This window comes from Mycobacterium botniense (genome assembly GCF_010723305.1).
GTDB lineage: Bacteria > Actinomycetota > Actinomycetes > Mycobacteriales > Mycobacteriaceae > Mycobacterium > Mycobacterium botniense.
On sequence record NZ_BLKW01000002.1, the window covers coordinates 1,094,407 to 1,118,981 of the forward strand.

Sequence of the window (24,575 nt, forward strand, 5' to 3'; positions counted from 1 at the left end):
GTCTTGTCGATGAGGTGCTCGCCGGGTGGCGATGATCCGGTCAGGGGGTAGCCCGTGCAGCGCTGAACGGTGGCCCTGTACCCGTCTCGACAAGTCGTAAAACGATATGACAAAAACCGCCTGACATGCCAACTTAGTTATACTAACTCACTGGTTAGCGGTATCGCGCCGACCGCTTCATCCGCACTCGGCAGCTTTGCCGTGTCCTGTTGTCCGCCTGAGTGATTGGCGGTAGCGGCGCGCCGATCGTGAATCGGCGTCGCCGGGCGGGCGGGGAGACCAACCGCTGGGCCGGTTTGCTGTGATCGCCGCCCGAGGAATCGCCGCTACTGTCACGCGGATCACACACCGCATCCCGGGGGGCGGTGAAGTCCGTGGCAGCGGTCCCGCTGAGGTGAGCGAGTTACTCGGTGCCAGTATAGCCAAGACACCCCGGGGCTGCCGCCGGTCGAGTTTGCAAAAACTTGACCAGATTCTTAGAGAGAACCCCGGCCGGCCCGGCACCGCCGCGATAGCCGCACCTGTGCGCCGTCGGGTCGGCGCTCGCCCGAATACGCCTACAGCAGAATATGTTTCGTGAACGAATTGTTGACGCCCCGCGCGGCGGGCCTGCGTCTCACCGGTGAGCGCCATCCCAGCCGCCGGACCGTGTGACCGGGGCGGCCCGGTGCACAACCCCGCCGCCGGCTGTTCAAGCTTTTCCCTCGCACAACCACGGGGTAACCGATACTGGATGCCATGTCCGTGGGTTGGCTTATGAGGCTCGCCGCGCAGTTGGGCGCGTCGTCAGCCATCCCGGTCCGCCGGCGACGTGGGATATGACCGACCGTGACGACTTCCTGCGCGACCGGGTGTCCCCTGGACAGCCCGGTCCCCCGGCTGCGCAACCGTCGCCTCTCCCGCCCCGGCATCCCCGGACTGCGCCCCCTCCGATGGTCCCGGTGCCCCCGCGTTCGCCGGCAACTCCCCGCCCGGCACCGCGGTCACGCGTCGCCCCCACCGAACCGCCACGACCGGTGACTGCCGCGCCCCCGCCCAGTGCCCGGGCCGGCGTCGACGTTGGGTCAGGCGGCCGTCACATACGCCGGCCCGGCCGTGGCTGGCGGCATCTGCTTCGCGTCGCCACCTTCGGTCTTGTCGACCTGGGCCTGTCTGCCCAGGAACGTCAGGAGGCTAACGATGAAGCCGCGATCCGGGCTGTGCTGCGGGGCAACTATAAGGTCGGCGTCGTCGGCAAAGGCGGCGTCGGCAAAACGTCAGTGGCCGCCAGCATCGGCTCGATCTTTGCTGAACTGCGCCGGCAAGACCGCGTCGTGGCGATCGACGCCGACACCGCGTTCGGCAGGCTGGCCAGCAGGATCGATCCCCACGCGAGCGGCTCGTATTGGGAACTGACCGCCGACAAGAACCTGCAGTCGTTCGCCGATGTGCGTGCCAGGGTCGGCAGCAATTCCGCCGGGCTTTATGTGCTCGCCGGTGAGCCGGCGGCCGGTCCGCGCCGGGTGCTTGATCCCGCGATCTACCGGGAAGCCGCGCTGCGGCTGGATCGCCACTTCACGATCTCAGTCATCGACTGCGGGTCGTCGATGGACGCGCCAGTCACCCAGGAGGTGCTGCGCGATTTAGATGCACTGGTGGTGGTGTCTTCGCCGTGGGCCGACGGAGCCTCAGCCGCCGCGAAAACCTTGGAATGGCTGGCTGAGCATGGCCGCACGGATCTGCTGCAGCGCACGGTGGTGGTGCTCAACGATTCGGATGGCCATGCCGATAAGCGCACCCGCTCCTTGTTGGCGCGCCAGTTCCATGACCGTGGACAGAGTGTGATCGAAGTGCCCTTCGATCCGCATCTGCGGCCTGGTGGCGTCATCGACGTCAATGCCGAGATGGCGCCGGCGACGCGACGGAAGTTTTTGGAAATCACCGCGGTGATCGCGCGGTTTTTCGCCGCGCGACCCGCGGGTGTGCGCCACCCCACGGGCTGGTGATGCTGCGCGCTCGAGTTCCTCCCGGACGCAGTGAAAGCGCGGTCGCTGGCCTCCGATCCCGCGCCGGCACACCAAACTGATCGGGCGGCGATACGTTACCGGGCCGACGTCTGCTGGTCTGCGTTGTCGGTGTAAGACGATTCAAAGAACTATCGGCACATGCTTCTCTGCGCACGCGTCAAGCACGGCGTCGACGACGTCCTGGGAGCGCACGGTCTCCAGATCCTCCACTGTCACCGAACCTTTATTGCTGCGGTGCTGGGCTGCCACCCGCGAGTCACGGAGCCGTTCAGCGCGTTCGATCACATTGCGCGCGAAGCGTCCGTTCTGCATGATGTCGATGCCGTGCCTGCCGTCAGGTCCCACATACGCCCGCAGCATCGTGCACGCGACATTGAGCGCCTCGCGCGCGGCGGGCTCGATGACGGTTGCGCGGGGCTCGCCGTAGCGGACCGCGATTTCCACCAACTCATCGGGCGTGTAGGACTCGAACCGCAGCTTGCGGTTGAACCGGCCCGCCAAACCCGGGTTCACGGTGAGGAATTGGTCGACTTCCCGCTCATATCCGGCGCCGATGAAGCAGAAGTCGAACCGGTGCACCTCCAGCGCGATCATCAGCTGGTTGACGGCCTCCATGCCGATCATGTCCGGTCGGCCGTCTTGGTGGCGTTCCACCAACGAATAGAACTCGTCCATAAAAAGAATGCGCCCGAGCGAACGATTAATCAACTCATTGGTTTTCGGTCCCGAAGCGCCGATGTGCTCTCCACAGAAATCGGCGCGTTTCACTTCGATGATCTCGGGGTGGCGGACGATGCCCAGCCCGGCGAAAATCTTTCCCAGTGCTTCGGCGGTGGTGGTCTTACCGGTGCCGGGCGGCCCTACCAGGAGCATGTGATTGGTTTGGTTGGTCACCGGTAATCCGGCCGCCAGCCGCAGCGCCCGGACCTCGATCTGATCCTCAAGCTCAGCAACAGCTTTTTTGACTTCGGCCAGACCCACCTGGTTGTTGAGCAGCGCGCGCCCCTCCTCCAGCAGCTGCGCTCGCCGCTCCCGGTTAGCTTCTTCTTGGCGCTGTTCCTCGGACCGTTCGGTGGTGACGTCCCACTTATTAGTCCGACTGTTGATGGTCTCTTCGTCGGTGATCACCAGCTGCAACGCGGGGTCGGCCAGCGCCTGTTTGGCCGGCTCGATGAGCGCACCGTTGATCGTGGCCTTCGACAACCAGATCTGCGCTTTATCTTCTTCACCCAGCTGACGGTGAGCCATGCCCCGTACATAAGCCAGATCAGCTGCGATCAAAGGAAATTCGTTGGGATCTATCGCGGTGACCGCGGTGTCGGTCAGCTGGTGGCGCCGCCATTCCTGGGGACCGTCGTGTCCGGCGCGCAGTTCGACCCGGTCCGTCCAGTCCAGCGCGACCCGCGCCTGCCCGAGGTGGGCGGCGGCGTGCGCGGCCAACGCGTTCGTGCCGGCGGTGACCGCCGCCATGATGATGGCCTGCGGCGGCAGTATGCTCGCCGCGATTGAAATCACGTCCGGCCAGCGCTGGGTGGCGAACATCAGGTACGCCCGGATGTACTGCTGCCACTGGTGATTTTCCCAGCTGTCCAGTAAGGACGAATTTTGCAGCAGTGCATCAGCCTTCTCATACTGGCGGTCATCGACCAGCGCGCTGGCCAAGGCGAGACCCGCGTGCGATGCCTCCGTCACCGAGATCGACAGGTACGGCCCGGCTTTGATGGCCGCCGACAGATGCACCCCAAGCCGGTTAGTCTCCCGATGCAGCCGGGGTCCATAGGCGTAAAGCTCCTGCAGCGTCGATAACGAGTCGTCGCCCGCGGCGACGCGGCCCAGCCAGGCATCAGCCATCGAGGGGTCGATCTCCGTCGCTTCGCGAAACAATTCTTGGGCCGCAGCCGGGTCGGAGTTGAACACCGCCATGGCCTGGTCGAACCGTTTGCGCGCGGCGACTATTTCGGTGCTGCTGGTCATCGTCTAATCCACCGGTTCAAGTTCAGAAGTCCGTAGGCTTGTCGGTTCAGAGGATATGTAACGGTTCTCGGCGCGGAATAGTTCGACTTCCACGATATGCACCTGCCCGGCTGCCTTCACTTCGACGGTTGCCGGACCGATCTGGGTGATCAGCACATCAGCAGATCCCCGGTACGCTGCCTCTGGTGCCCCGACAGAGACCAGCGTGTTGGGCCGTGGTGCCGGTGTCACCGTGCCGTCCACAACACTGACGGTGGTGCCGGCGACGGGTCTGACCCGATTGTCGACAGCGATGTCCGGCATGCGCAGGCTGGCCCAGCGCCGCAGGTCCCGGGTGTGCACGGTGACCCGTTCCCCGGCCCCGGCCATCCGCAGCACGAATCGTTTTGCTAGCGCATCTTCGGCGGCGATATGGACCCGGCTGAAGTCCCCCGGGTCGTCGAGGGGCAGCATCATCCGGTTCCCCCTGCCGACCTTGCCCAGCAACACCCCTGACGGTCCGATCGGTATCGGCAGCGGGCCGCGCAGAGCGCCGCGGCGCACCCCCGACAGCGGTGGTATCGGCCCGCACAGGTTGGCCGCGATCGCCTGGGTCTGCTCCCCCGGCAGCGTCCGCAGCATTGTGCTCGGCGGAGCCGTCGGCGGCTGCCCACTGCGCACAATGACCGTGGCCATGGCGTTGCCGTCGGGGAATAACGTGACGTTCTGAATGATGCCGTCAGCACGCAGCGACCACGCGTGTCCCAAGTTGTCCGCGGTGATCTCGGCGGGCCGATACCAATAGGCCGTCAACCAGCCGACATCACCGCGCGCGGTGTGCCAGCGCCGGTTCGGCGGGTTCAGCGCGGCCTGTCCCAGCCGCCGCTCCAATTCGACGATATCGGTCGCGGTCGCGACCTTGGCGCGGATACCGCGTTGGCGCATCATCGCGCTGATGCGCTGCCCGGCGGCCAGGGTTGCGGTGCCGATCGAGGTACGCCACTGCAGTGCCTCGGCATTGGGCAGCGCTGCGACCCGCACGATCAACCAGGTTTCCCGCTGCCCCGCATACGGGGGGGTGCCGATCAGTGTGTCGTAGACCCGCGGATAATCGCCGGTGCTGCGCCGACGGGCACCAGCACTGACAACGCTCAGCGAATTGATCGTCAACCCGAGGCTTTGGTGCAGCAACGGCAGCAGATCAGCGATATCGACAGTGTTTTCGGTGTAGGTCGATGTCGACCCGGTGAACAACGTCGGGGTGTGCGCCTTACCGAGCAACTGCACAGCGACCGCCGCGACACCCTCCTGGTAGCGAAGACCGCCACCAGAGCGGTCGTTGGCCACCGTAATGGGTTCGCTCCATTCGACCGGGTGGCCACGCTGGCACCACAAGATCACCCAGTACCACAGCGGATGACCGCGCCAGTGGATCACCCCAGCGCAGACCCCGATGACCAAACCCGCTGCCGCGCCTGGATATCCGCCAGCGCTCCATCCGGTTAGTCCGGCAGCCAGGACCCCGGCGATGACAAGTAACCTTCTCGTCGCCGTCATCGTGCCCGCCTGGCCCGGGCTATCAGGTACGCGATCATGATCCCGGCCATCACCACACCGGCGAACCCCAGCGCGATGTTGCGGGCCCGGTGATCCGGCGGCGGTGGCGGGGCGGCGGGCGTGATCAGCCGGCTGTGCGCGCCAGGCGCCACTTTGTCGCCGGGAGGCACAGTGAAGGTCAGTGCGGCCACTGGATCCACCACCCCATAGCCGACTTGATTGTCCACCCCTCGCGGCGGATTGTGCGCGGTCTGCAAGATCCGGTTGATCACCTGGTGTGCGGTCAGTTCGGGATATTTCGCGCGCACCAGCGCAGCCACCCCGCTCACATAGGCCGCCGAGAAGCTGGTTCCCCAAAACGGCATGTTCTTTTCGCCCGGCCGCACCGGTGGATAGGCGTTCGCCGGTCCCCCGGTTTGCGGAGACAGCCCCATGATCCCGACTCCTGGTGCGGCTGCGGCTACCCACGGTCCAGCCAGGCTCTTACTGATCGGCGCCCCGGTGTTGTCCACCGCACCCACCGACAGCACGTAATCGGAGAACCACGACGGTGACGACACCGTCTTGACCTGATGCCAGTCGCGGGGATCGGATGCGTCCAGCGGGTCAAAGGACGGGTTCTGCGCGCACTCGTCTTCGCCCTCGTTTCCCGCCGCCGCGACGATGACCGCGTCTTTGACCGTGGCCGCATACCAGACAGCGGCGCCAAGCGCACTTTGATCCAGCGGGTCGGCAGCCGAGACACATGAGGTGACGCTGACATTGATTACCTTCGCGCTCATATTGGCCGCGTGCACGATCGCGCTGGCCAGGGTGGCGATGGTGCCGGCTTTCTTGCGCGCCTCCATGTCACCACCGGTCGGGTTGACCGGTTCGTAGGCCCGTGACGATTGGCGAATCGAAATGATGGTCGCGTGCGGCGCCACCCCGACCACCCCGTCCGGGGCTCCGGGTGGCGGTGGCGGTACCTCGGGATCATCCGCCTGGTCGGGAGCCGGATCGCCCGGCGCGTTAGCTGGTTCGTCGGCCGGTGGCGGAGGCGGCGGCGGCGCGGGTTTGACTTCGGTGATCGTTACCGGCGGAGGTGGTGGGGGTGGTGCGGGCGGGGGCGGGGGACTGCCCGGCGGTGGCGGCGCCGAGTCGCTCGCCGGTGGTCCCGCCGGCGGGGGAAATGCGGGAACCGCTGGCATTGGTGCGGGCATCGGGATGCCTTGCGGCGCAGCGGCGATCACGGAGGCCACGATGGTGCCGTGTGCGTCGCAATCCATCAACCCGTCGCCGCCCATGATGTAGTCGCCCCCGGGCACCGCCGGCAGCCGTTTGCTGGGGTTCACACCGGTATCGATCACAGCGACCGGGACCCCGTTACCTGTCGAGTACTGCCAGGCCCTGCTGATGTTGAGCATGGTGAAACCGGGCGCGGTGATGGCCACATTCGGTTCGGCGACGGTAATCGTTCGGGCGCAGATATTGCTTTGCCGCATCGGCTGATCCGGTCCTGGTTTGCCATCTGCGGGCACCCGGGCGGGGTCGATGGTCGGCGGCGGTATAGCCGACGCCATGGGCAGACTCGCCGGTAACCCGACAAGGAGACAGACCCCGAACATCGCTGCGATCCGCTGGTTCCACGCCGTTGATCTCGTCATCGCATACGCACCCAGGTGAACAGTCCGCCGATCCATGCAGCCAGCGGCAAGGCTACGATGATCGCCACTATTTCAAGCCATTCGGCGATCATCCGCACCAGCGGGGTGAACCGGGTGATCGGCACCAACAGCCCCGCCGCCAGTCCGGCACCGCCGAACCCGGCCAGCACGGCTGCACCCCAGAGCACCGGTCGAGTAGCTGCCGCGGGTTCGGCCAGCACGTATTTGAGCACGCCGGCACACACGGCAACCACCGCCCCACACACCAGCGCGATGGCTTGTTTTTTGTCCGCGAACGCCCGGCCCCGACTGATGAAGATCAGCACGAACAGTCCGGCGAGCACGGCCGCCGCGACGCTCTTGCCCCGGCCCGGCTCCACGGTGGCCCACACCGCGGCGGGCAGTGTCAGGCCCGCGCCGACACAGATTCCCGTGAGCACATGGTTGGCGCGGATCGCGGCGGCGGCGATTTGTGCTCCGCGTGGTGTGGTGTCCGGGGTCGTCTCCTCTTCAACGCCTTCCTCCTCCACCGGTGTGACGGCATCGGCCGGCAACCCCGCGGTCCGCCGAAAAAGATCCCGCCCAGTGATGGATCCGAAGTATGGTGGTCGGATCCGGGCCGCCCACAATGCAATCGTCGGCGCCATCGTCAGCAAAAACAGCAACGCGACCAGCACGCACATACCGAGCCACTGGGCCGGAATCGGTCGCCACATCCGGGCTGCGGCAACGGCACCGCCGAGGGCGCACACCGTCACCACTGTCGCCGCCACGTTGATATACCGGTGTGTGGTCACCGCTAGTCCGCAGGTCAGCACCCCAGCGGCGAGGGCGGCGATGAATACATGCGCTGAACCGAGGGCACCGGGCGCCCCGGCGCCCAGACTCACCGCCAGCAGTGGCAGCGCCAACCAGGCGAACCCGTCGAGCATGTCGCAGCGGTGCGGCCACCACCGCGCCACCACACCCGCTCCGCCAGCGGCCACCAGACCGAGAATGCCGGTGACGATACTGGGCGCCAGCGAGTCAGTGGCCAGGCGATTGCGCACCGCCGCCGCCACCACCACCGCTGAAATCATCGCCACGATAGCCAGGGCGGTGTGTGCCGCGGTGTCGGCCGACACGGGTTCGAACAGTTTTTTGCCGATCCGGGCCAGCCCGGTGGACAGCGACTCGTATTGCGGTTCGAACGACTCACCGTCTTCCGCCGGGACCAGGACGAGTGTGGCGCCGTCCTCGACGCCGAGTTCGTCGAGAGTCTTGGTGACATCCAGCCGCACGCCGTTCGCTTTGTGCAGCTCATAGCCGACTCCGGGGTCCAGCCCGGCTTGACCGCGGCGTTTGAGCTCGTCGTTGAGCAGCTCGACGATGTTGTCGATGAACATCTCGACCGGCACCGAGGCCGGGTAGACCTGCGAAACCAGGTGTTCTCCGCAGACCACCGCGACCGCGCACCGCGCCGGAAATGCGACCTTCGCCATTTAACGCGGCCTATCGGCGTCCGGAATATATTTATCTGCCAGTGCCGCGGTGATTTCGAATAACCGCAGTCGCGTTTTCTTTTTTAATTCGTGCTCGATATCGATGATCCCGCCTTTCGCAAGGTGGGGATCGTAGGGCATAAATTCGACCGTGGCCCCCGACTTGCCAAAACGCTCGGTGAGGTACGCCCTGGCGTCTTGGTCGTATTTATTGCGGCTGTCGTTGAGAATGACCATGCTGCGGGATACCAGTTCGTGATAGCCCATTGCACGCAACAGGTCGATGGAGCGGGTCACCGGCAGGGACGTGTCGGCCGTGAGGCCGGAGACGAAAACCAGTGTGTCACAGTTGTCGAAGACGGCTTTCATCACCGGGTGCTCAAGGTCGTCAGAGGTGTCCACCACGATGATCGTGTGGGTGCGGCGCAACCGCGACAACACCCCGGTGAACATCGAGGGCACCAGTGGGCGTGGCTGGTCTGAGGCCCGGTTTCCGGCTAGAACATCGAGTCCTATGCTGTTCTGCCCCAGGTGTTCTCGAATATCCGCATAGCCTTGAACGTCGGTGTCGTTGAGAACGGCGGTGTAATCGCCGGGGGGATTTTCGTCGATTCGGCCGGCCAGGGTCCCGAAACCGGGCGCGGCGTCGATCGCGACGACATTCTCGGGTCGGCATGCCCGAAAAACCGCACCGATGCACGCGGTCATGGTGGTTTTGCCCACGCCACCCTTGCCGGAGATCACCCCGATGACATACTGCTTGCGGATGTGCCGCCGTATCCGTTCCTGCAGTTCCCGATAATGACGTTCAGCCGGCGACTCACCCAGATTTACGGTATGAAATGACATTGCGTAGATGACTTTGCGCCAGCCTGAACCGGGCGGAATCCTTCGCGGTGCGACCATATCCGAAATGCGCAATGTCCCCGATACGGATTCTTGTTGCGGACGCGGCACGGTCGGTTCGCGGCGGCTCTGTCTGAACTGCTCCGCAGAATTCAGCGGCGCATTCCACGGATTTGTCACGATGCCGATGCTAACATGGGCGTGAAATCCTCGCTCACACAATCTTTCGGTACGAATACCATTCTTCCTGGGCGGGCAGCCGCCGCATCAAGTGAGTGACGGCCGAGGCGATGTTGCCGGCGGTCCCGGGAGCAATCACGACCCACTTCTTGCCGGCCGACAGCACATGTTCGGCGACCATTCGCCCTTCGGGGGTGTCGATGATAGTGACGACGCTCGATTCCACGTGTGTCCGGGAGGGCCGCCCGGTGTTCACGCCGGACTGGATTGCGACGATCGCGGCCTGAGCCGATCGCCGGGGGTTGGCCGCCATCATCAGGATCTGCAGCTGATCGGCTTCTAGGTGCTGATCCTCCAGGAACGTGCGCAATGTCTCTTCACTGGTAACAGCCGCCTGCAAAGCAGTGGCGTCAAGCGTGACCGGCCGCAACGGCGCAGGTGAGTTGGTGCCGCACAGGCGCTCGATCTGGGTGCTGATGATTGTGTTGGCCGCGCTCTCCGCGCTCGATGTCCCGGCGCCACCGATGCGGACGAGATTCTCGGACCGCTCCATGACCACCCACCATTGCGCAAACCGCGCTAAGAGCGCATTGTCTGGGCTATCACCGCGGCCCGGCCTGCGTACCGAGAACAGCAGCGCCACGTCGCGGCGGGCAAGAACGGTCAGCCATTCCACCACGGCCGGGTCCACGCGCCCCGATTCGTCGATCACGCCCGCGGCACACAAATCGGCACGCACCGGGTGCGCCAGCGTCATCCGCGGAGTTTCGATACTGGGCAGTATGGGCCGCAGCCCCAACTCGGGGGCCACCACCTCGGTTCCGGTAAGTACCTGCAGCACCCATAGCCCGTCGACGGTGGTGGTTAACATGGTTTCTCAACCGAACCGCTGGGGCGCACGCGCTCGCGTGCGCCCCAGCTTCGCCCAGTGACGCTTAGATGCTCAGCCCGCTGGCCAAAGAAGCATCTTGGTGTGCTGCGGCCTCGGATACCTGAGCATGCGTTCTGCCGAATGTCAAGACGACCTCAGCAAAGTGCTGGAACGACGCGTTGACCTGCTGCAGCAGCCCTTGCCAGGCCGCCGCGTGGTCACCGTGGTGGCTCTCCATCAGTGCTGAATTGAGAGCCGCCAAATCCGACTGGCAGTCGCTGAGCAGCGCCGACGCGGTGCCCAGGTGGGATTGGTAGTCGGCGATATTCCCATACCTGTAGATGATGGGCTGATCCATGACGTCTTTCTCCTTCTGTGCAATACGGGTTGTTCGGGCCGCCTGTCCCGGGCTAGGTGAGCTGACCGCCGACGTCGGTCCCGGCGATAAGTTGGGCCGCGTCCGTCGCTTGGCTTTCCCACTGCAACGATGCAATTCCCAGATTTTCAGCGAGATGCATAATGCTGTTTTTCAGCTGTTCTCCGGCCTGGGTGATCTCTGCCGCTTTAGCCGCTGAGGCGACCCCGGCTGCCCCCGCTAATGATTGGCCTTGGATCAGATCGTCGTTCGCGCTCTGCGCTTGCATAATGATTGCATGGGTATGATCCATAAGCGATTGGATTTTTTGCTTAGCCAGCTGTAACTGCTCTAACGGAATACTTGCTACATCGGCCATTCGCGTCTCCTTATCGTGAAATCTCCGACGTCCCGAACGCCGGGAGTGAACGTGAGTCTAGGCTCTTCTCGGGTGTTGTCACTTCACCTTTACTAACCACCCTCAGGCATCACCTCCTGGCTGTCGGGACGGTTGCCACGGAAGAGGTTGCGGCATCAGCTGTTCTGCGGTTGTTCGCCGACGACGATGCGGGCATGCGTCACCTTATCCTTCTCTGCATCGGCGTTGTCGCGCCCCAGCATCCCGGCGGCGGGTGATACCGGCAGCGCCGCCCCTCCCATCGGGGTGGTGGCCGGGGTGCGTATCTCCGCCGCGTTGAGCAACCCTCCCGGCCTGAGACCGGCCGGTCGCCCACCGAGTTCCGGCTCGAACGTGCTTGCCGGGCGCGTGAAACTGGTCAATCCGGCTCCCGGGTAGCCGACACCGACACCACCCGCACTGCCGCCCGCCCCCGCCAGGCCGGCGGCGCCTCCACCGCCAGCCGCGACTGGTTCAGCCACCGCGGCAACCGGTTCGGCCGCAGCGGAAGCACCCGACTGCGACAGCAACGAGGGAAACATACCCATCAACGTTTGCGCCGGGCTCGACAGGCTCTGCGATGCACTTTCGACCAGCTGGCTGGGCGCATCGCCTGCCGATTTCGCTAATTCCGGCACGCTTGAAATCATTTGCTGGAAGGGCTGTGCGAGCTGCCCGATCGCGTCCATGGGCGATGCTGTTTGACTGGCCATCTGCACCGCCGCTGTCGGTCCCGATTGCAACCCCCCTGCAGTGTTCGCTGCGGATTCCGCAACGCTTTCGGCGGGCGCTGCCGCAATGCCCGGCGATGCCCCCAGCGGTGTGATCGGCGGAGGTGTACTGGTTACTGCGGCCATTAACGTGTTCAGGACGCTCGCATAGGCGACCCCAGCGCCCGTATTCTGGCTCCAGTATTCGCTGTATTCACCTTGCAGTTCGCAAATCCGTGGAGTAAGCGCACCAAGAACCCACGGGTTGATGTTGTTGTCTGCGACAAACTCGTCGCGATTCGCCTGACACACCGCCGAGGGGATCACGGTCGATCGGGCGACGGTGTTGGCCTCCACCGCAGCTTGCCCGATCGCGACGTGCTTTAAACAGTGGGCCGCCAAAGGCTCCAGTCCGAGAAAATTGAGTTCGCTGCCTTTCAAGGCCGATGCGGCACCGCCGAGGCCGATCCATGACTCCATGGTTGCCGCGATGTTGGCCATCGACGCGCCCATCGATAATTCGTGCGAGATCGCCTCGCTCAGCCACGCCGCGATATTGGCGATGATCGTCGAGGGGTTACTGCCCTCCAGGAGCGCAGCCACGCTTTCCGGTGGACCGAACCACAGTGGGTCGGGCATAACGACTCAGTTAAACAACCGTCGATGACAGGCTCGCGGCACTGAGCAGTTCGTTGAGCACGTAGGCAATCGACGAAATCCCTTGCGCCCCCGCATAAGCGGCTCGCTGACCGACATGTTCAGCCACCGAGCCGAGGTAGGCCGTGCCCGCCCCGTTAAGCGCCGCGGAAAACGCTGCATCATCCGAGGTGGGCACCATGGGCGTTGTCCCTGTGAGCGCCGCGGCTCCCGCCGCGTTGTTGGCCGCCACCTCGCCGCTGATCACCGCCTCCGTGATCGCCGACAGGTTCACAGCCTCCGGGAGCACGTTCAGGAAAGCGGTCATGTCAACTCCTCACGCTGTTCAGCGGACCTTACCCGCGGAGTCGTCTGAGTCTACGGCGTCCCCCACAGGTCATGGGCAGAAATTCTGCCGCAGCCCGCGCCGATCGGCAATTCAGCTAATCCAGCTGCTCCGGTGAGCCCACGAGCACTCCCTCGATTTCTCCGTCAGTCGTGACCAGCAGCCCACGCCCGGGCGGCAGCTGTTGGGCGCTGATTCTGCCGTAGACCTTGACCTGTGCCGGATCGTTGTCCATGAACAACGTCGGTGAGCGGGATCCGGTCAGCTTTTGCAGGAGCGGATTCATCATCACCTGCGAGCCCCAGTTCCCGGGCAAACGTGCGGCCACCACATGCAGACCGACCTCACGGCTGCGTTCGATCAAACCCCACAACGGAGCGGTGGCTGCCGGCTTGACCATCTGATTGTGCGGACGAAGCTCGTGCTCATCGTCGATCAGGACGAAGTGATGCGGGCCGGCCCATGGTTTGCGGTTCAGCAGCTCTTCCTGGGTCAGGCCCGACGGCGGCAAGCGGTCCCGCAACAGCGCGGCAAGCTCTCCGATCACTGCGTCGATGTCCTCCGCCGTATAGGCGTAAGCCCGCACGTGCGGGCCCCGGACCCGGCCGATCAGCGTGGTCTTCGGGTCGATGATGGTGATCTGCGCCTGTTCCGGGGTGAGGCGGCTCACGATCGCCTGCCCGAAAGCTGCCAATGTCGTGGTCTTTCCGCACAGCTGGCGACCCATCACCAGTATGTTGGGCACCAGCCGCGTGGGCAGGGCCACCGGCTGCAGAGCGCTTTCACCGAGTGCGAACGGGATATTCAACGGGTCGTCCGCCCCAGCGGTGCGATCGAACGCCTCGATGATCCGGCTCAACATCACCCGTTCAGGCAACCGGGACAGGCGCTCCACCTTGCCCACACCGGTCACCTCACCGATGACAGACCCCAGACGGCGGGTGCCGACTCGCTCGCCTTTGGTCCCGGTGATCTCCGGAAGGCCCACCAGCAACTCGTAACCGTCGCGAGTCAGCCCGAATCCCGGTCGATCCAGCGTGTTGCGAGCGGCCTTGCGCTGCTCGGGCGACGTGCCCATCTGGGTCTCGTCGGGGTTACTCAGCCGCAGCTGGATACGCGCGTTGGACACGGTGACCATGCCCTGCTTCTGCCCCACGAACCAGCCGTTGGCGCTGGTCATGACATGTACACCGTACGACAGGCCCTGGCGGGCGATGGCGATCGCGCGATCACCCATCGCGAAATCCTTCTCGTAGAGCTCCCCGTAGTTATCGATGACCAGGAAAACGTCACCGAACTTGTCGTCGGGATCGGTTCCACCGCCCCCGGCCGCTCCAAACCGTCGTTCGCGAAATTCGGTGATATCGATCTGATAGTGCTTGAACGAGGCCTCGCGGGCCCGGATCAGTCCCTCGATCGTCGCAATGGTCCGCGACACCCCTTCGGTGTCGTTGAGGCTGACCACCCCCGCCACGTGCGGCAGGTCCTCCACCGGAAAAAGCGACGCCCCGATGCAGAAGAACGTCACCCGCTCCGGCCGATACATCAGCCCAGCCGAGGTTATCAACGTCATCAGCGTGGTGGACTTGCCGCGTTGGGCGGTGGCAACCACCATGATGTTGTCCATCTCGGCGTCAATGACGTGCACGCGTTGCGCATGCTCCTCGGGAATGTCGATGATCCCGACCGGGAAGATCAGCCCGGGGTTTTGCCCATAGTCGATATGCCAGGGTTTGCCCCGCCAGCGCGCTACCAATGCGTCGACGGGTTCGCTGACTTCCAATGGTGGAAGCCAGATTTGGTGCGGTAACCGAGCTGGGTGCGCGATCAACGACTCACGGATCACGTCCAGGATCTTCTTCTTCTTAAAACCGTCAGCGTGATAGAGGAATTCGTCGGGCTCCTCGGGTTCCTCGGCATCAGCCAGCGCCGCGGTGTCTTCGGGGCTTAACGGTTGGTACTCCCACGTCAGCGGACGCGGCTGCGAGAAGCTCAAATCGACTGTCCGGTCGACTTTCTTGGACTTCTTCGGCAGCACGAACGGCGCTGACAGGTAAAAGCACCGGAAGGGCTCGAGATCACGCGGACCGACTTTGAGTAGCGCGTACCCGGCTTCCCGAGCCGGCAAGTGCAGCGCAGCGTCGCTGCCGATGACATCACGTGAGTCTTCGGCGGTCTCCGCGCGCAGCGCAATCCGGAATGCGATGTTGCTCTTGACTTTACTCAACGACGTAAGATCCAAACGCTGGCCGCCCAGTGTGAAAAACACGTTGCAGCCGCGGCCTTCCTGTCCGATGTGGATGACCAGCTGGACCCACTCCGGATGATGATGGAACAGCTCCAGGTACTCGTCGATGATGACCAGAAGGATGGGGACCGGTTCCAAATCGCGGCCCGCTAACCGCATCTCCTCGTACTCGTTAGCGTCGCGCGCGCCAGCTTCTTTGAAAAGCCGGTAACGTCTTGCGATTTCGCCGTTGATCGCCTTGCGCATTCGCTCCGCAAGATGCCGGTCGTCCTTTCCCAGATTCGACAGCGACCCCGCGACATGCGGCAAGCCTTCGAGGTCTTGGGCGGCAGATTCGAACTTCATGTCAACAAAGATGACGATGAACGTTTCCGGCGAGTGGGTCAGCGCGATCCCGTTGCACAACGACAGGAACAGCTCCGACTTGCCTGAGCCAGACGTCCCGATCACCATGGAGTGAAAACCGTAGCCGCCGAAGTCTTTTGCCCGGAAGATGATGTACTGTAGCTCGCCGCTCGGCTTGATTCCGACAGGCACTACTGCCCATTTCGGGTCCCCGCGGCCTCGGCTTTCGGCCCACAATCGGTCGACGTCGAGCTGGCGTGGATCGCTGATCCCCAGCGCGCGGAACAATTCACCGCCCTGGCTGTCGGTTTCGGATAGCTCTCCCGCACTCATCGGCGACCAGCGCGCCAGCGCCCGCGCATACCGGTGGGCGGTGCTTTCGGCGAGCATGTCGGCCGCCGCATAGAACGCGTCGCGGTGATAGAGCCGACCTTCCCGGAGCTCAAACCGCTGGTCATCCTCGGCGAACCCGACACCCACGCCGGGACGTGTCGCCAGCCGCAGCACCGTGATGCCGGCCATGCCCTTCTGCCCGGTAACCCCCTCCCATTGCTCCGGGGTGCCGGTGTTGTCGTCGACGATTACCCAGTGCGAGCCCAGCGAAAGACCCGATGACTCCATCGGCGAAGGCATCGACGTCGGGCTGGTACCGGCCGGCGGTGTCCACGGACCACGGCCCTTGCGGTGCAACTCCGCATCCAGGGCTTCTTCGAGTTCCATCGGGGAGGTGAACACTAACCGGCGCAGCCCGCACGCGTCGAACATCTCATCGTGCTGGTTGTGCGGTAACCACACCAGCCAGGACCACTGCTCGGGGTGACGCGTCACGACCATCAGCTTCAAGTCGTTGGGGCTGTGATAGACGGCCAGCGAGCACAAAACCGCACGAAAGAGGCTGTGGAGCTCTGCGGGGTCCTGCCCGATGACGCTGAACCCAGGTTTTGACCGCAGACTCAAAACCTTTCCGATACCACGAATCTTGCTTTGCTCAAGGATGAAATCCCTTAACGCACCGCCGGTTACCGGCTCCAGTTCCTCACCAATCGGAACCTCCGGCCATTGCAGCGACACCGCGGATTCGCTGGCCTGCTGGACACCAATCCCTAATCGCACATCCAGAAAATCCGGATCGCCGGGCCGGCGCTCCCACATCCGCGGACCGCCGATGACGGTGTCCAGCTTCTGCGGATCGGCGTGGACGAAAAGCTGGCTCCGCCGCTGTTCTTGCGCAGCACGCTGAATTTCATCGCGATCCTCGTCCAACTGGCGCAAGTAGATTCGGCGCTGTTTTTCTTGCTCACCCCAACTTATGCGTCGGCCCCGGCCGAACCGGCCGCTGAACATCAGCGCCCCGAACCCGAACAGACCCACCATCGGAAAAAACCCCGACTGTAGTGATCGGACACCCGAGGTGTACATCACGACCAGGGTGCCGATGATCCCCACCAGCAGCGCCGGGACCGCGATCATCATCAGGATGTTGCGCGGCTCCCGCTCAGGCAGTGCCAGCGGCGGCGCGACCGCCACCCGCACCGGGGGAACGGCCGGCGGCTGGGTGCGCGCGCCCCGGACGAATCCGCGTTTGGACATGCCTAACCCCCCGCCTGTTGGTTGGCTTCCGGGATGGGGGCCACCGCGCCGTGGCCGGTGATGGTGTCCCGGGCCACCAGGGCGCTGTCGCGGCTGATTGCTGGCCCTGCTGCGAAGGTGCGCACGATGGGCCAGGGTGCCTGCACGGCGCTGCGCGGGTCCAGTCCGAGTGCCTGCAGGGTCCGATTATCCGATTGGATTCCGTACCGAACGCCTTGCGGCGAAATCCAGTACAGGCTTTCCCGGCTCTCAGAGGTCGCCACACCGCTTGTGGTTGCGACGAAGTTCGCCGCGCCCGGCAGCAGCAGTACCTGGTCGGCTTCCACGGAGTCGGGTCCGCGATCGTCGCGAACCAGGCGCACCAACCGGGAATCCATCGTGATCGGGACCGGCAAACCCCGGCCGCTCAGGAGGGTGATGGTGGCCTGCGGGTCGCTGGTCTGCTTCTGCCAGGCTACACACGTTACTGGGTTAGCTGATGTGTCAACGAAATTCAGCTTTCCCGAGGGATAATAGTCCACGTTCAGCATGTCGACTGTCGGGATGTGGATAAGCTTGTCCGGAGTGACCAATATGGGGATGGCCGAGCCCGCCGGATTCGCAGTGCGCAACAGATCGGCCACAAAGCTGGTGATCTTTTGAACGCCGTCGGATAGCAGCGCGTAGAAGCCGGTGACCGCGCCGGTGGCATCGCGGGTTTCCAGTACGCTGCCGACCGTCGCGCCGGGTAGCCACCGTGACGGTGTTCCCACTTCCGGGATTGCCGGCACCACAAGGGGTTCGGTCGACGGCATGGCGTCATAGAGCGCGTTGGAAATCTCGATGGGGTAAGTCACCCCGGGATCGAGGCCAAGGTTGAAGGTGACCGACCGGTCGGTGGGATCGATCCGGGAGCGTTGCCCTCCCCAGATCACATAGGTCATGCCCTTGTGGGTCGCGAGGATCGCCTGCCGTGGCCCGAGCGGAGTCGCCCGCCCCGACGACGACAATTCGCCGGCGATCGAAGTCACCACCGGCGCACCACCGCTACCTCGCGTGGACGCGGTATCGCACACCGACCATGCCGACGTGCTGTTGGGCGTGACGGTAAGACTGTCTGGCACGCCGGGGATACCGATCATCGGCCCGGTGGGGTATCTGGCGATTTCGCTAGCTTTCACCCAGGTGGGTCCGGCGGGATTACCCACCGCCAGCCGCGCCGAGGTCAGGTTGAGTGCCGGGTACAGCCGCCCGTTGATCTTCGCGTAGATTGCGCCGGTGTCGCGGTTTCCGACGATTGCCGACTGGCCCACCAGACCGGACGGCTTCCAGATGTGCAGCAAAGCCATCCAGCCCACACCAATCAGCACGAAAACCACCGACAGCGCCACCGCCGCTTGCTGTTTGCGGTCGTCGTGTTTCATCCGCACGGAGAACCGGGTGATCGCGGCCCGCAGGCGCCGGTTGTAGAACAGGTGCCCCGAATTCTGGTCGCGGTTGGACAGGTTCAGCGGCACTGTCAGTATCCTTTCGGCGGTCGACGTGCATCTGCCTGCTGCACCAGGGCGATGAGGTTTTCACCATTGCGGCTCACACCGTAGCGGTGCATCACATAATTCATCGACGCACAGATATTCGCGACCGGATCGTAGATATTGGTCGAGGTGCCCGGTTGGTGGTACTGCGCGAAGGTAGCCGGGAGCATCTGGGTGAGGCCGCGAGGATAGCCCAGGCCATGACCGTCGGGCCGCAGCGGGCCGGGTGCGGTCGCCGGCACGGCGCTCACTGCAGCGGGGTGGCCGCCGGATTCCCTGGCGATCAGCGTGCAGTAGCCGTGCAGCCAGTTGCGCTGCGCTGCTGGATCGGTGATACCGAGCTGATTGAGGGCCGCCACCACGCGATCCCTGATGCGGACGGCGGTGAAACCCTTGTGGTAGCGCACAGCAGTCAACGGGATGGCGCCCGGTGTCGATGAGTCCGGTGACTGCGCAGCGGATCGCCGATGCGAATAGGCAATTCGCCTTAACCGCAGCGCGAGCAGATGCGAAAACCGCCGTGAGCGTCGAATGTGCCGGCTCTGCGTGCGCAGACGAGCCGTCATGCGCCGCAGCGCTTCTCGGCGGCCCGGTGGCGTGTCGGCCGCCGGCATCGCATCAGCGTAGGCGTCGTCCAGAATCGCTCGGGTGCCGTGGTGTCCCAACCGGTGGCTAGCGCGCGCAGCGGCCAGCACCGCCCCGAGCTCGTCGTCGGCCGCAGCTGCTCGGCGCAGCTCGGCTACCGTGCGCAGGGTCGCTGACGCCGCGACGCTCATACCGTCTCGGGTGGCCAGATGAGTGAACCGCTCCGCGCGGCGTCGCAGTGCCGGTGCCTGCACCAGATCGGCTTCGCGACAGCCACCCCGGTACCCGCCCCTGTACAGATGGTGGCCACGAGCGAGCAGCACAAGCGCGTCCGTCAACGGGTCGGACATCAGTGCAGGTCTCCGCCGTAACGTGCCTGGTTTTCGGCTTCGGCCTCTTCACGCAGCGCCGTGATCGCCAGGTTGAGCCGGTTGGCCAGCTCCACGTGGTTGTAGCCGACCATGACATCCGGGTGCAGCTGCAACTTCACCAGCCGGCCATCGGAATTCACAACGGCATGAATATCACCCAGATCGGCGCTGTAGGTGACGGTCTCGGCCTGCGTGATGAGGGCTTCCCATTTATCGGCTGCCTCGCTCAGGTCACGCAAAACCGAGTCGACGAGATCCTTGTCGCTGACTTTGGCGCGACTACCCGATCCCGGCACTGTCACAGTATGTCGACCCCTCCGACCAGCGTCAATTCATCCGCCGAGCCCAAAACACCCTCACCGGCACGACGTTCTCGCGCGTTTTCGGCACCGTGAAACCCACCGCAACGACAGCCGGTGTTACGAGTCGGCAGGCCACTTACTGGCCGGCGGCGCACTGAGCGCTTGGAACCACGCGAAGTGGTAGTTCGCCGATACCCGGTCACCGGTCGCGATACCTTCGGTGGCGGCCAGCAGCAGGCAGTTGAGGAGCAGCGCAGCGTCGACATCGGGGTATTGGGCGAGCAGTTGGTAGCGCACGATTTCGAGGTGGACCCGCAGGACGTCGAGTTCAACATCGACCACGCCGGTGCCGGCAGCACCGGCTTTGGCCAGGGTGTGCACGATCCGCGGCAGCCCGTCGCGCCAGTGCGTGGCTTCGCTGAGCAACCAGCCCAGATCGTTGACGGGTGGCAATTCGCGGGGTTTCAGGGACGATTCTGTCACCTCGAACTCGGGCGGGCGGCCCAACGAGTCGCCGGGGGCATAGGTCGCCGAGATCTCGGCGTGGCCCAGCAACACACCGGCGTTGCCGCGGTGGCGCCCCGGTTCGAGTAGGCAGACATCCGCGGGTAGCGCGATGCCGGGCGGGATCCAGCCGTAAGCCAGATCGGTAACCAGTATCGTTGTGCCGTCCTCGCGGTCGCCGACAGCCCAGCGCAATCCCGGTTCTTGGCGGGCGACGAACTCCAGCAGTCGCTGCAACCGTTCGCGGCGGGATTCCGGTTCGGCCCGGGGTTGGCGGTGGTTCAGACTGTCGCCGGCATATGTGTCGCTGTGCCAGGTAACCGGTACGTCTGCGGCTGAGGACGCCTCATCCCACGGACCGGGAACTCGGTGGGGGGCGGGCTTGGCGTAGCGGACTTCCGGAGTTTGAGTGCTGGCTGGCCCTGCCTGCCCGGCTGCTGATTCGCTGGTGGGAGTCTCACCCCCGGGCAACCGCCAGTACCCTGCGGTCGGCAGTTCCTCGGTCGTGGCTTCCGGGGCGCGGATCTCCAGGCGATCGGCCGCTGCGGCGTCGGCAACGGCGGCCCCGCCATGTCCGGTCGGCGGCGGTATCGCGACGCGCGGCTCGGCGACGGCGGGTTCCCCAGGCTGCGGCCTGGAAACCATGTCGAACCGAGGTTCCAGCCGCGTGACCGGCACCTCTTCCGTGGGGGGTTCCGACGCGGCGGTCTCGTCGACAGCGGGCTGCCGATGCTGAGCGGTTGTCGGCTCACCGGCGGGCGGCTGCGCCGGCTGAGCGGTGAGGGTGTCGGCGCTGCCGTGTGCTCCTCGTTTATTTCCGGTGCTTTGCTGGAGAGCTTGCGGTTCGGCCACCGGGGTCGTGCGCTGCTGCGGAGCGACCCTCGGCCGGTCCGGGCCGGCTGCCGGGAGGCGGTGCGCGTTGCTGAAATCGGGGGCGGCGACGCCGTCCCCAGAAGAGACTGGAGTTTGTCCGGGCAATTCCTGAGGCAATTCCTGAGGACTTGCCCGCAGATGGCGGATCGCCGATTCGACGCGCCGAGCAGCAAAGGTACGGGCCCGGTTGATCACCCGAGCCTCTGCCGCCTGGCGGGCCGGATCGGCCATCCTCGATAACCGAATGGTCCGTAATTCTTTGTTGGCGGACTCAGCGATCCGCTGCAGGTCTGCTTTGAGATAGTCCGCGAGCGCTGCCGTCTCAGCGGTGACGGTTGACAACTCAGCAGGCCAAAGCCCGCCGAGCACCCAGGGGGTGCAGTCGACTGGAGAGCTGAAGGCCGGGATCTTGAGCGATTCCCGGGCAGCTTTCCGGAGGCGCTGACGCGCCGTTATCCGACCGAACATCGCCACTGGCCAAGCGTACCGTCATCTCCGACTTAGCTATTCCGGGTAATCGCCGCTCGGCAAACCGCTCTCCGACGTTGGTGGGTCGTCATCGCGGCGACGGATCGAGGCGTTATCCACCCGGGTGTGGGCGACCGCATTACCGGTGAATTGTCGAGATGAGGAGGTCCGGATAGGGTGAGCTCATGACCGCAACGGCGCTGCAACAGCACCTCGACGAAGTGCGGGCTCTGCTGCAACGCGCGCGCGAGTTGTTCGGCGCTAACCCGGTAGAACCGCCAACCGATATCCTGCCCGAGCCCGGCACCGTCAGAATCTGGGTGCGCTAAGACGGCTTTTTGCCCTGCCGGCGACGCAACCGGTGCGCCAGGAGTTTTTCGATCGCCACATCGAGATCATGGGGAGTGGGTACCTCCGCGGACGGGGTATGCCCGGCGGCCACGATTTCGCCACGCACCTCCATGAGCGCCTTGAGATACGAGACGTCCGCAGTCAATACGATGCCCTCGGCCAGAGTCTGCGCATCGGTGTCCATCGCCGCTTCACTCAGCGCGACGCTGTGGACATACCCGCCCCGACACGAACGCACCAGGATGTGCCCACTCGGGTGAACGGTGTCGAAGGCCGGGTTGGCTTCTGTCATCGATGGTCGGTGCGCAGATGTGTCATCTTCGCCGCGGCCTGCTCGTCATGGTGTTCCCAGGCATCTGCTGCAACCCGCAGGTTGTGCGCCATCTCGGCATGGGCCTCGGCTTGCCGTTCATAGCACTGCCGCCGTTGCTCGAGCAGTTCACGGCCGGCTTCCCGCAGCCCGCTGAAAATCGGACCCAGCGAGTCCAGGCTCTCTTGAATAGCCGCGTGCGCCGCGGGGATGCTCCGCAAATAATCAGACGCCTCCTCATGATGGCCGGCGGCCTCGCGCAGATTCGCAGGCACCACGTGGATGTGATCTGCCATCGTGTATTTCTCCTTTTGCCATGCCGACGGTTCCCGCCGGGCGCACTGCTACCCTCGCCGCTAACCTGAGGCGCCGGTGGTGGCCGCCGGTCGGGTCGGTGTCGGTGCCTCGGACTTGGCCGGCGCGGTCGTCGTCGCCGGCGGATGTTCCCAGCCTAGAAACCCTGGCCCCGTGACGGTGGAGATGTGCTGAATCTGGCCGTTGAGCAAAGCCTTGCTTTTCCCGAGCGCCAGTGCGTGGTGATCGGTGAACATCCCGATATCCCCGGGCGCGAGGAGCGACGGATCGACCGGATCGACGACCGGGGTTCCGGGTGGGGGGATGGTAATACCCTGCTCGCGGAAAGCATCGGGGATAGGTGTCCCGCCCGCGGCGGCTTTGATCGCCGCAGCGAGTTGTGGGCTGGCGGCAGTGACCGTGTCCCCATTGGGCAGTGTGACAGTGGTTGGCCCCGCTGGTGGCTGGGATGGTGTTCCTGCCCCGGACTCGTCGTCGGGTGCATTGTGGTCCGGGTGTTCGGGCACCGGCTCGTCGTTCGGGTCGTCGAGGTCCATCAACTCGTCGGCGCGGTCCCGCGGTGCGCGGACATCTCCGGGGGTCCACGCCCCGGGAACACCGCCAGGCGCACCCCAGCCCGGCATCACACTGGGCACTCCCCCTGAACCGGGTGCCATACCACCCAAGCCGGGGATACCCGGTATTGTCGGCGCCAGCGGCATCGGCGCCGGCGAAAGTGGGGCCGGCGCATCCCCGGGCAGTACGCTGGGATCCTGCGCAAGCAGCGACTCGAGGTACGGATCCAATGCAGCGTCTGAGGATGCTGCCGGGTCGTCGCCGCGCAGCGCCGCCACAACCGGTGCAGCCCGTGGCGGCTGGCCTTCGCCCGGAGCGCCCGGGCCTCTTGTGGACGCGCCGTACAGCGACGTCCATGCGGCCATCAATGCGGATTCGGAGGTGTCATCGAGGTTCGCGCTGGCCACCACGGCTCGGATATCCCGGAGTTTGCCGACCAGAAACCGCTGAAAGTCGCGTGCTCCCGCTGGAGTATCCAGGTCGGTTCGTGTCCGGACCGCCGCCTCGATTTCCTCTTATAGCCTATCGAGCGCGCCCCTGCCCGCTCCGGCTTTCAGGTGAGCGTTCAGGATTGCGGTGACGACCTGCAGGTCGAGTTGCGCGGTTGCCGAATTCTGATGTGCCAAAGCAGCTTCCGCATCCCTCATCGCCTGTGCGGCAACGCTTTCCTGCCGCTCAGCCCATGCGGCGCCCGGCGGGCTTAAAGCTAAGCTCTGGGCTCGACTCGTCGGGCAAAAGTTGTCGACCGTGGCCATCGGTTAGCCGGCCGGACCCGTACCCGGTGCCGAACGGTGTTGCGGCCACTCCATGCCGCGCGAGAGTACCCAGGTAGACGATCACCGACAATTCACCGCAGCCCGTTCTTGTGCGTTCCCGCACCAGTCGTCAGCGTCACTGCTCGGCATAGCACGAGCGCAAACTCTCCAATGCTGTCTTTTTCGCCTCGGCGAGTTCACGGGCATGGGCCACGACAGCGATGATCTCGCGTTGTTTGGCGGTCAGGAATCTGTGGAACTCGCGCGCACCGATCGGGGTGTCGGTGGCGAAAAGGGCGAATTTCTGCACGGCGGATTCGATCTCGGCTCCGATCTCATCCAGACGGCGGGCACCTTCGAGTGTCGCGGTGTGTGCGCTGGTGACCACGTCGGCCAGCGCGCGGTCGGCATCCACCGCCGCGGCGTACTGTTGCGCGAGGCCCGCCTGCCTGGATTGCAGCGCGGCTACCGCGTGTCCGGTCTGTTCTGCCACGAGTTGACCCTA

20 protein-coding genes and 1 pseudogene are annotated in these 24,575 nt (G+C 64.8%); 2 read left to right on the top strand and 19 right to left on the bottom strand.

Going from position 1 to position 24,575, the window contains the following annotated elements:
- Positions 1-818 precede the first annotated feature (818 nt).
- Positions 819-1,985, top strand: coding sequence for a MinD/ParA family ATP-binding protein (locus tag G6N08_RS05195; protein ID WP_163754973.1), 1,167 nt, complete (start codon positions 819-821; stop codon positions 1,983-1,985).
- Between the two features lie 141 nt (positions 1,986-2,126).
- On the opposite strand, the gene eccA is transcribed toward G6N08_RS05195, so the two are convergent.
- From eccA to G6N08_RS21270, 15 genes are all read right to left on the bottom strand, one after another.
- Entirely contained in the window at positions 2,127-3,980 is a 1,854-nt protein-coding gene (gene eccA / locus G6N08_RS05200) for a type VII secretion AAA-ATPase EccA (protein WP_163754975.1), read from the bottom strand.
- 3 nt (positions 3,981-3,983) lie between these two features.
- Positions 3,984-5,516 carry a type VII secretion protein EccE gene (gene eccE, locus G6N08_RS05205; protein WP_163754977.1) on the bottom strand — a complete coding sequence of 511 codons (1,533 nt, stop codon included), beginning with the start codon at positions 5,514-5,516 and terminating at the stop codon, positions 3,984-3,986.
- Positions 5,513-7,162, bottom strand: a complete 1,650-nt coding sequence (gene mycP, locus G6N08_RS05210; protein ID WP_174813253.1) for a type VII secretion-associated serine protease mycosin — start codon at positions 7,160-7,162, stop codon at positions 5,513-5,515. Before mycP ends, eccE begins: the two co-directional genes overlap by 4 nt.
- Entirely contained in the window at positions 7,159-8,643 is a 1,485-nt protein-coding gene (eccD, locus tag G6N08_RS05215) for a type VII secretion integral membrane protein EccD (protein WP_163754979.1), read from the bottom strand. The genes mycP and eccD overlap by 4 nt, the downstream gene beginning before the upstream one ends.
- Entirely contained in the window at positions 8,644-9,669 is a 1,026-nt protein-coding gene (locus G6N08_RS05220) for a MinD/ParA family ATP-binding protein (RefSeq protein WP_218033340.1), read from the bottom strand. It lies immediately after the preceding gene.
- A 34-nt stretch (positions 9,670-9,703) separates the two neighbouring features.
- Positions 9,704-10,540 (bottom strand): ESX secretion-associated protein EspG, encoded by an 837-nt coding sequence (locus G6N08_RS05225; RefSeq protein WP_163754981.1) that lies wholly within the window; start codon positions 10,538-10,540, stop codon positions 9,704-9,706.
- Between the two features lie 64 nt (positions 10,541-10,604).
- A complete protein-coding gene (locus tag G6N08_RS05230; protein ID WP_163754984.1) occupies positions 10,605-10,898 on the bottom strand; it encodes a hypothetical protein in 294 nt (97 codons plus the stop codon).
- Positions 10,899-10,950: 52 nt separating this feature from the next.
- A complete protein-coding gene (locus tag G6N08_RS05235) occupies positions 10,951-11,274 on the bottom strand; it encodes a hypothetical protein (protein WP_163754986.1) in 324 nt (107 codons plus the stop codon).
- A 155-nt stretch (positions 11,275-11,429) separates the two neighbouring features.
- Positions 11,430-12,641: a PPE domain-containing protein gene (locus G6N08_RS05240; protein ID WP_163754987.1), complete on the bottom strand. Its 1,212-nt coding sequence runs from the start codon at positions 12,639-12,641 to the stop codon at positions 11,430-11,432.
- Positions 12,642-12,651: 10 nt separating this feature from the next.
- Positions 12,652-12,966 carry a PE family protein gene (locus tag G6N08_RS05245; RefSeq protein ID WP_163754990.1) on the bottom strand — a complete coding sequence of 105 codons (315 nt, stop codon included), beginning with the start codon at positions 12,964-12,966 and terminating at the stop codon, positions 12,652-12,654.
- Between the two features lie 115 nt (positions 12,967-13,081).
- Positions 13,082-17,167, bottom strand: coding sequence for a type VII secretion protein EccCa (eccCa, locus tag G6N08_RS05250; RefSeq protein WP_163754992.1), 4,086 nt, complete (start codon positions 17,165-17,167; stop codon positions 13,082-13,084).
- Between the two features lie 2 nt (positions 17,168-17,169).
- Positions 17,170-18,663, bottom strand: coding sequence for a type VII secretion protein EccB (gene eccB, locus G6N08_RS05255; RefSeq protein ID WP_163754994.1), 1,494 nt, complete (start codon positions 18,661-18,663; stop codon positions 17,170-17,172).
- A gap of 2 nt (positions 18,664-18,665) precedes the next feature.
- A complete protein-coding gene (locus tag G6N08_RS05260; protein WP_246216614.1) occupies positions 18,666-19,520 on the bottom strand; it encodes a transglycosylase SLT domain-containing protein in 855 nt (284 codons plus the stop codon).
- 95 nt (positions 19,521-19,615) lie between these two features.
- Positions 19,616-19,939, bottom strand: coding sequence for a DUF2710 family protein (locus G6N08_RS05265; RefSeq protein WP_174813254.1), 324 nt, complete (start codon positions 19,937-19,939; stop codon positions 19,616-19,618).
- Between the two features lie 117 nt (positions 19,940-20,056).
- On the bottom strand, positions 20,057-21,790 hold the full coding sequence (locus tag G6N08_RS21270; RefSeq protein WP_170301263.1) for a DUF5631 domain-containing protein: 1,734 nt from the start codon (positions 21,788-21,790) through the stop codon (positions 20,057-20,059).
- 179 nt (positions 21,791-21,969) lie between these two features.
- Here G6N08_RS21270 and G6N08_RS20130 point away from each other — a divergent pair, with 179 nt between their 5' ends.
- Positions 21,970-22,113: a hypothetical protein gene (locus G6N08_RS20130; protein ID WP_170301264.1), complete on the top strand. Its 144-nt coding sequence runs from the start codon at positions 21,970-21,972 to the stop codon at positions 22,111-22,113.
- On the opposite strand, the gene G6N08_RS05275 is transcribed toward G6N08_RS20130, so the two are convergent.
- The 4 genes and pseudogenes from G6N08_RS05275 to G6N08_RS05290 form a co-directional block, all read right to left on the bottom strand.
- On the bottom strand, positions 22,110-22,427 hold the full coding sequence (locus G6N08_RS05275) for a DUF2694 family protein (RefSeq protein WP_163755000.1): 318 nt from the start codon (positions 22,425-22,427) through the stop codon (positions 22,110-22,112). The genes G6N08_RS20130 and G6N08_RS05275 overlap by 4 nt on opposite strands.
- Positions 22,424-22,741: an ESX-1 secretion-associated protein gene (locus G6N08_RS05280; RefSeq protein WP_163755002.1), complete on the bottom strand. Its 318-nt coding sequence runs from the start codon at positions 22,739-22,741 to the stop codon at positions 22,424-22,426. The genes G6N08_RS05275 and G6N08_RS05280 overlap by 4 nt, the downstream gene beginning before the upstream one ends.
- 60 nt (positions 22,742-22,801) lie before the next feature.
- A pseudogene (locus G6N08_RS05285) lies at positions 22,802-24,070 on the bottom strand (DUF4226 domain-containing protein).
- Positions 24,071-24,206: 136 nt separating this feature from the next.
- Positions 24,207-24,563 carry a DUF4226 domain-containing protein gene (locus tag G6N08_RS05290; protein WP_163755005.1) on the bottom strand — a complete coding sequence of 119 codons (357 nt, stop codon included), beginning with the start codon at positions 24,561-24,563 and terminating at the stop codon, positions 24,207-24,209.
- Positions 24,564-24,575: the final 12 nt, after the last annotated feature.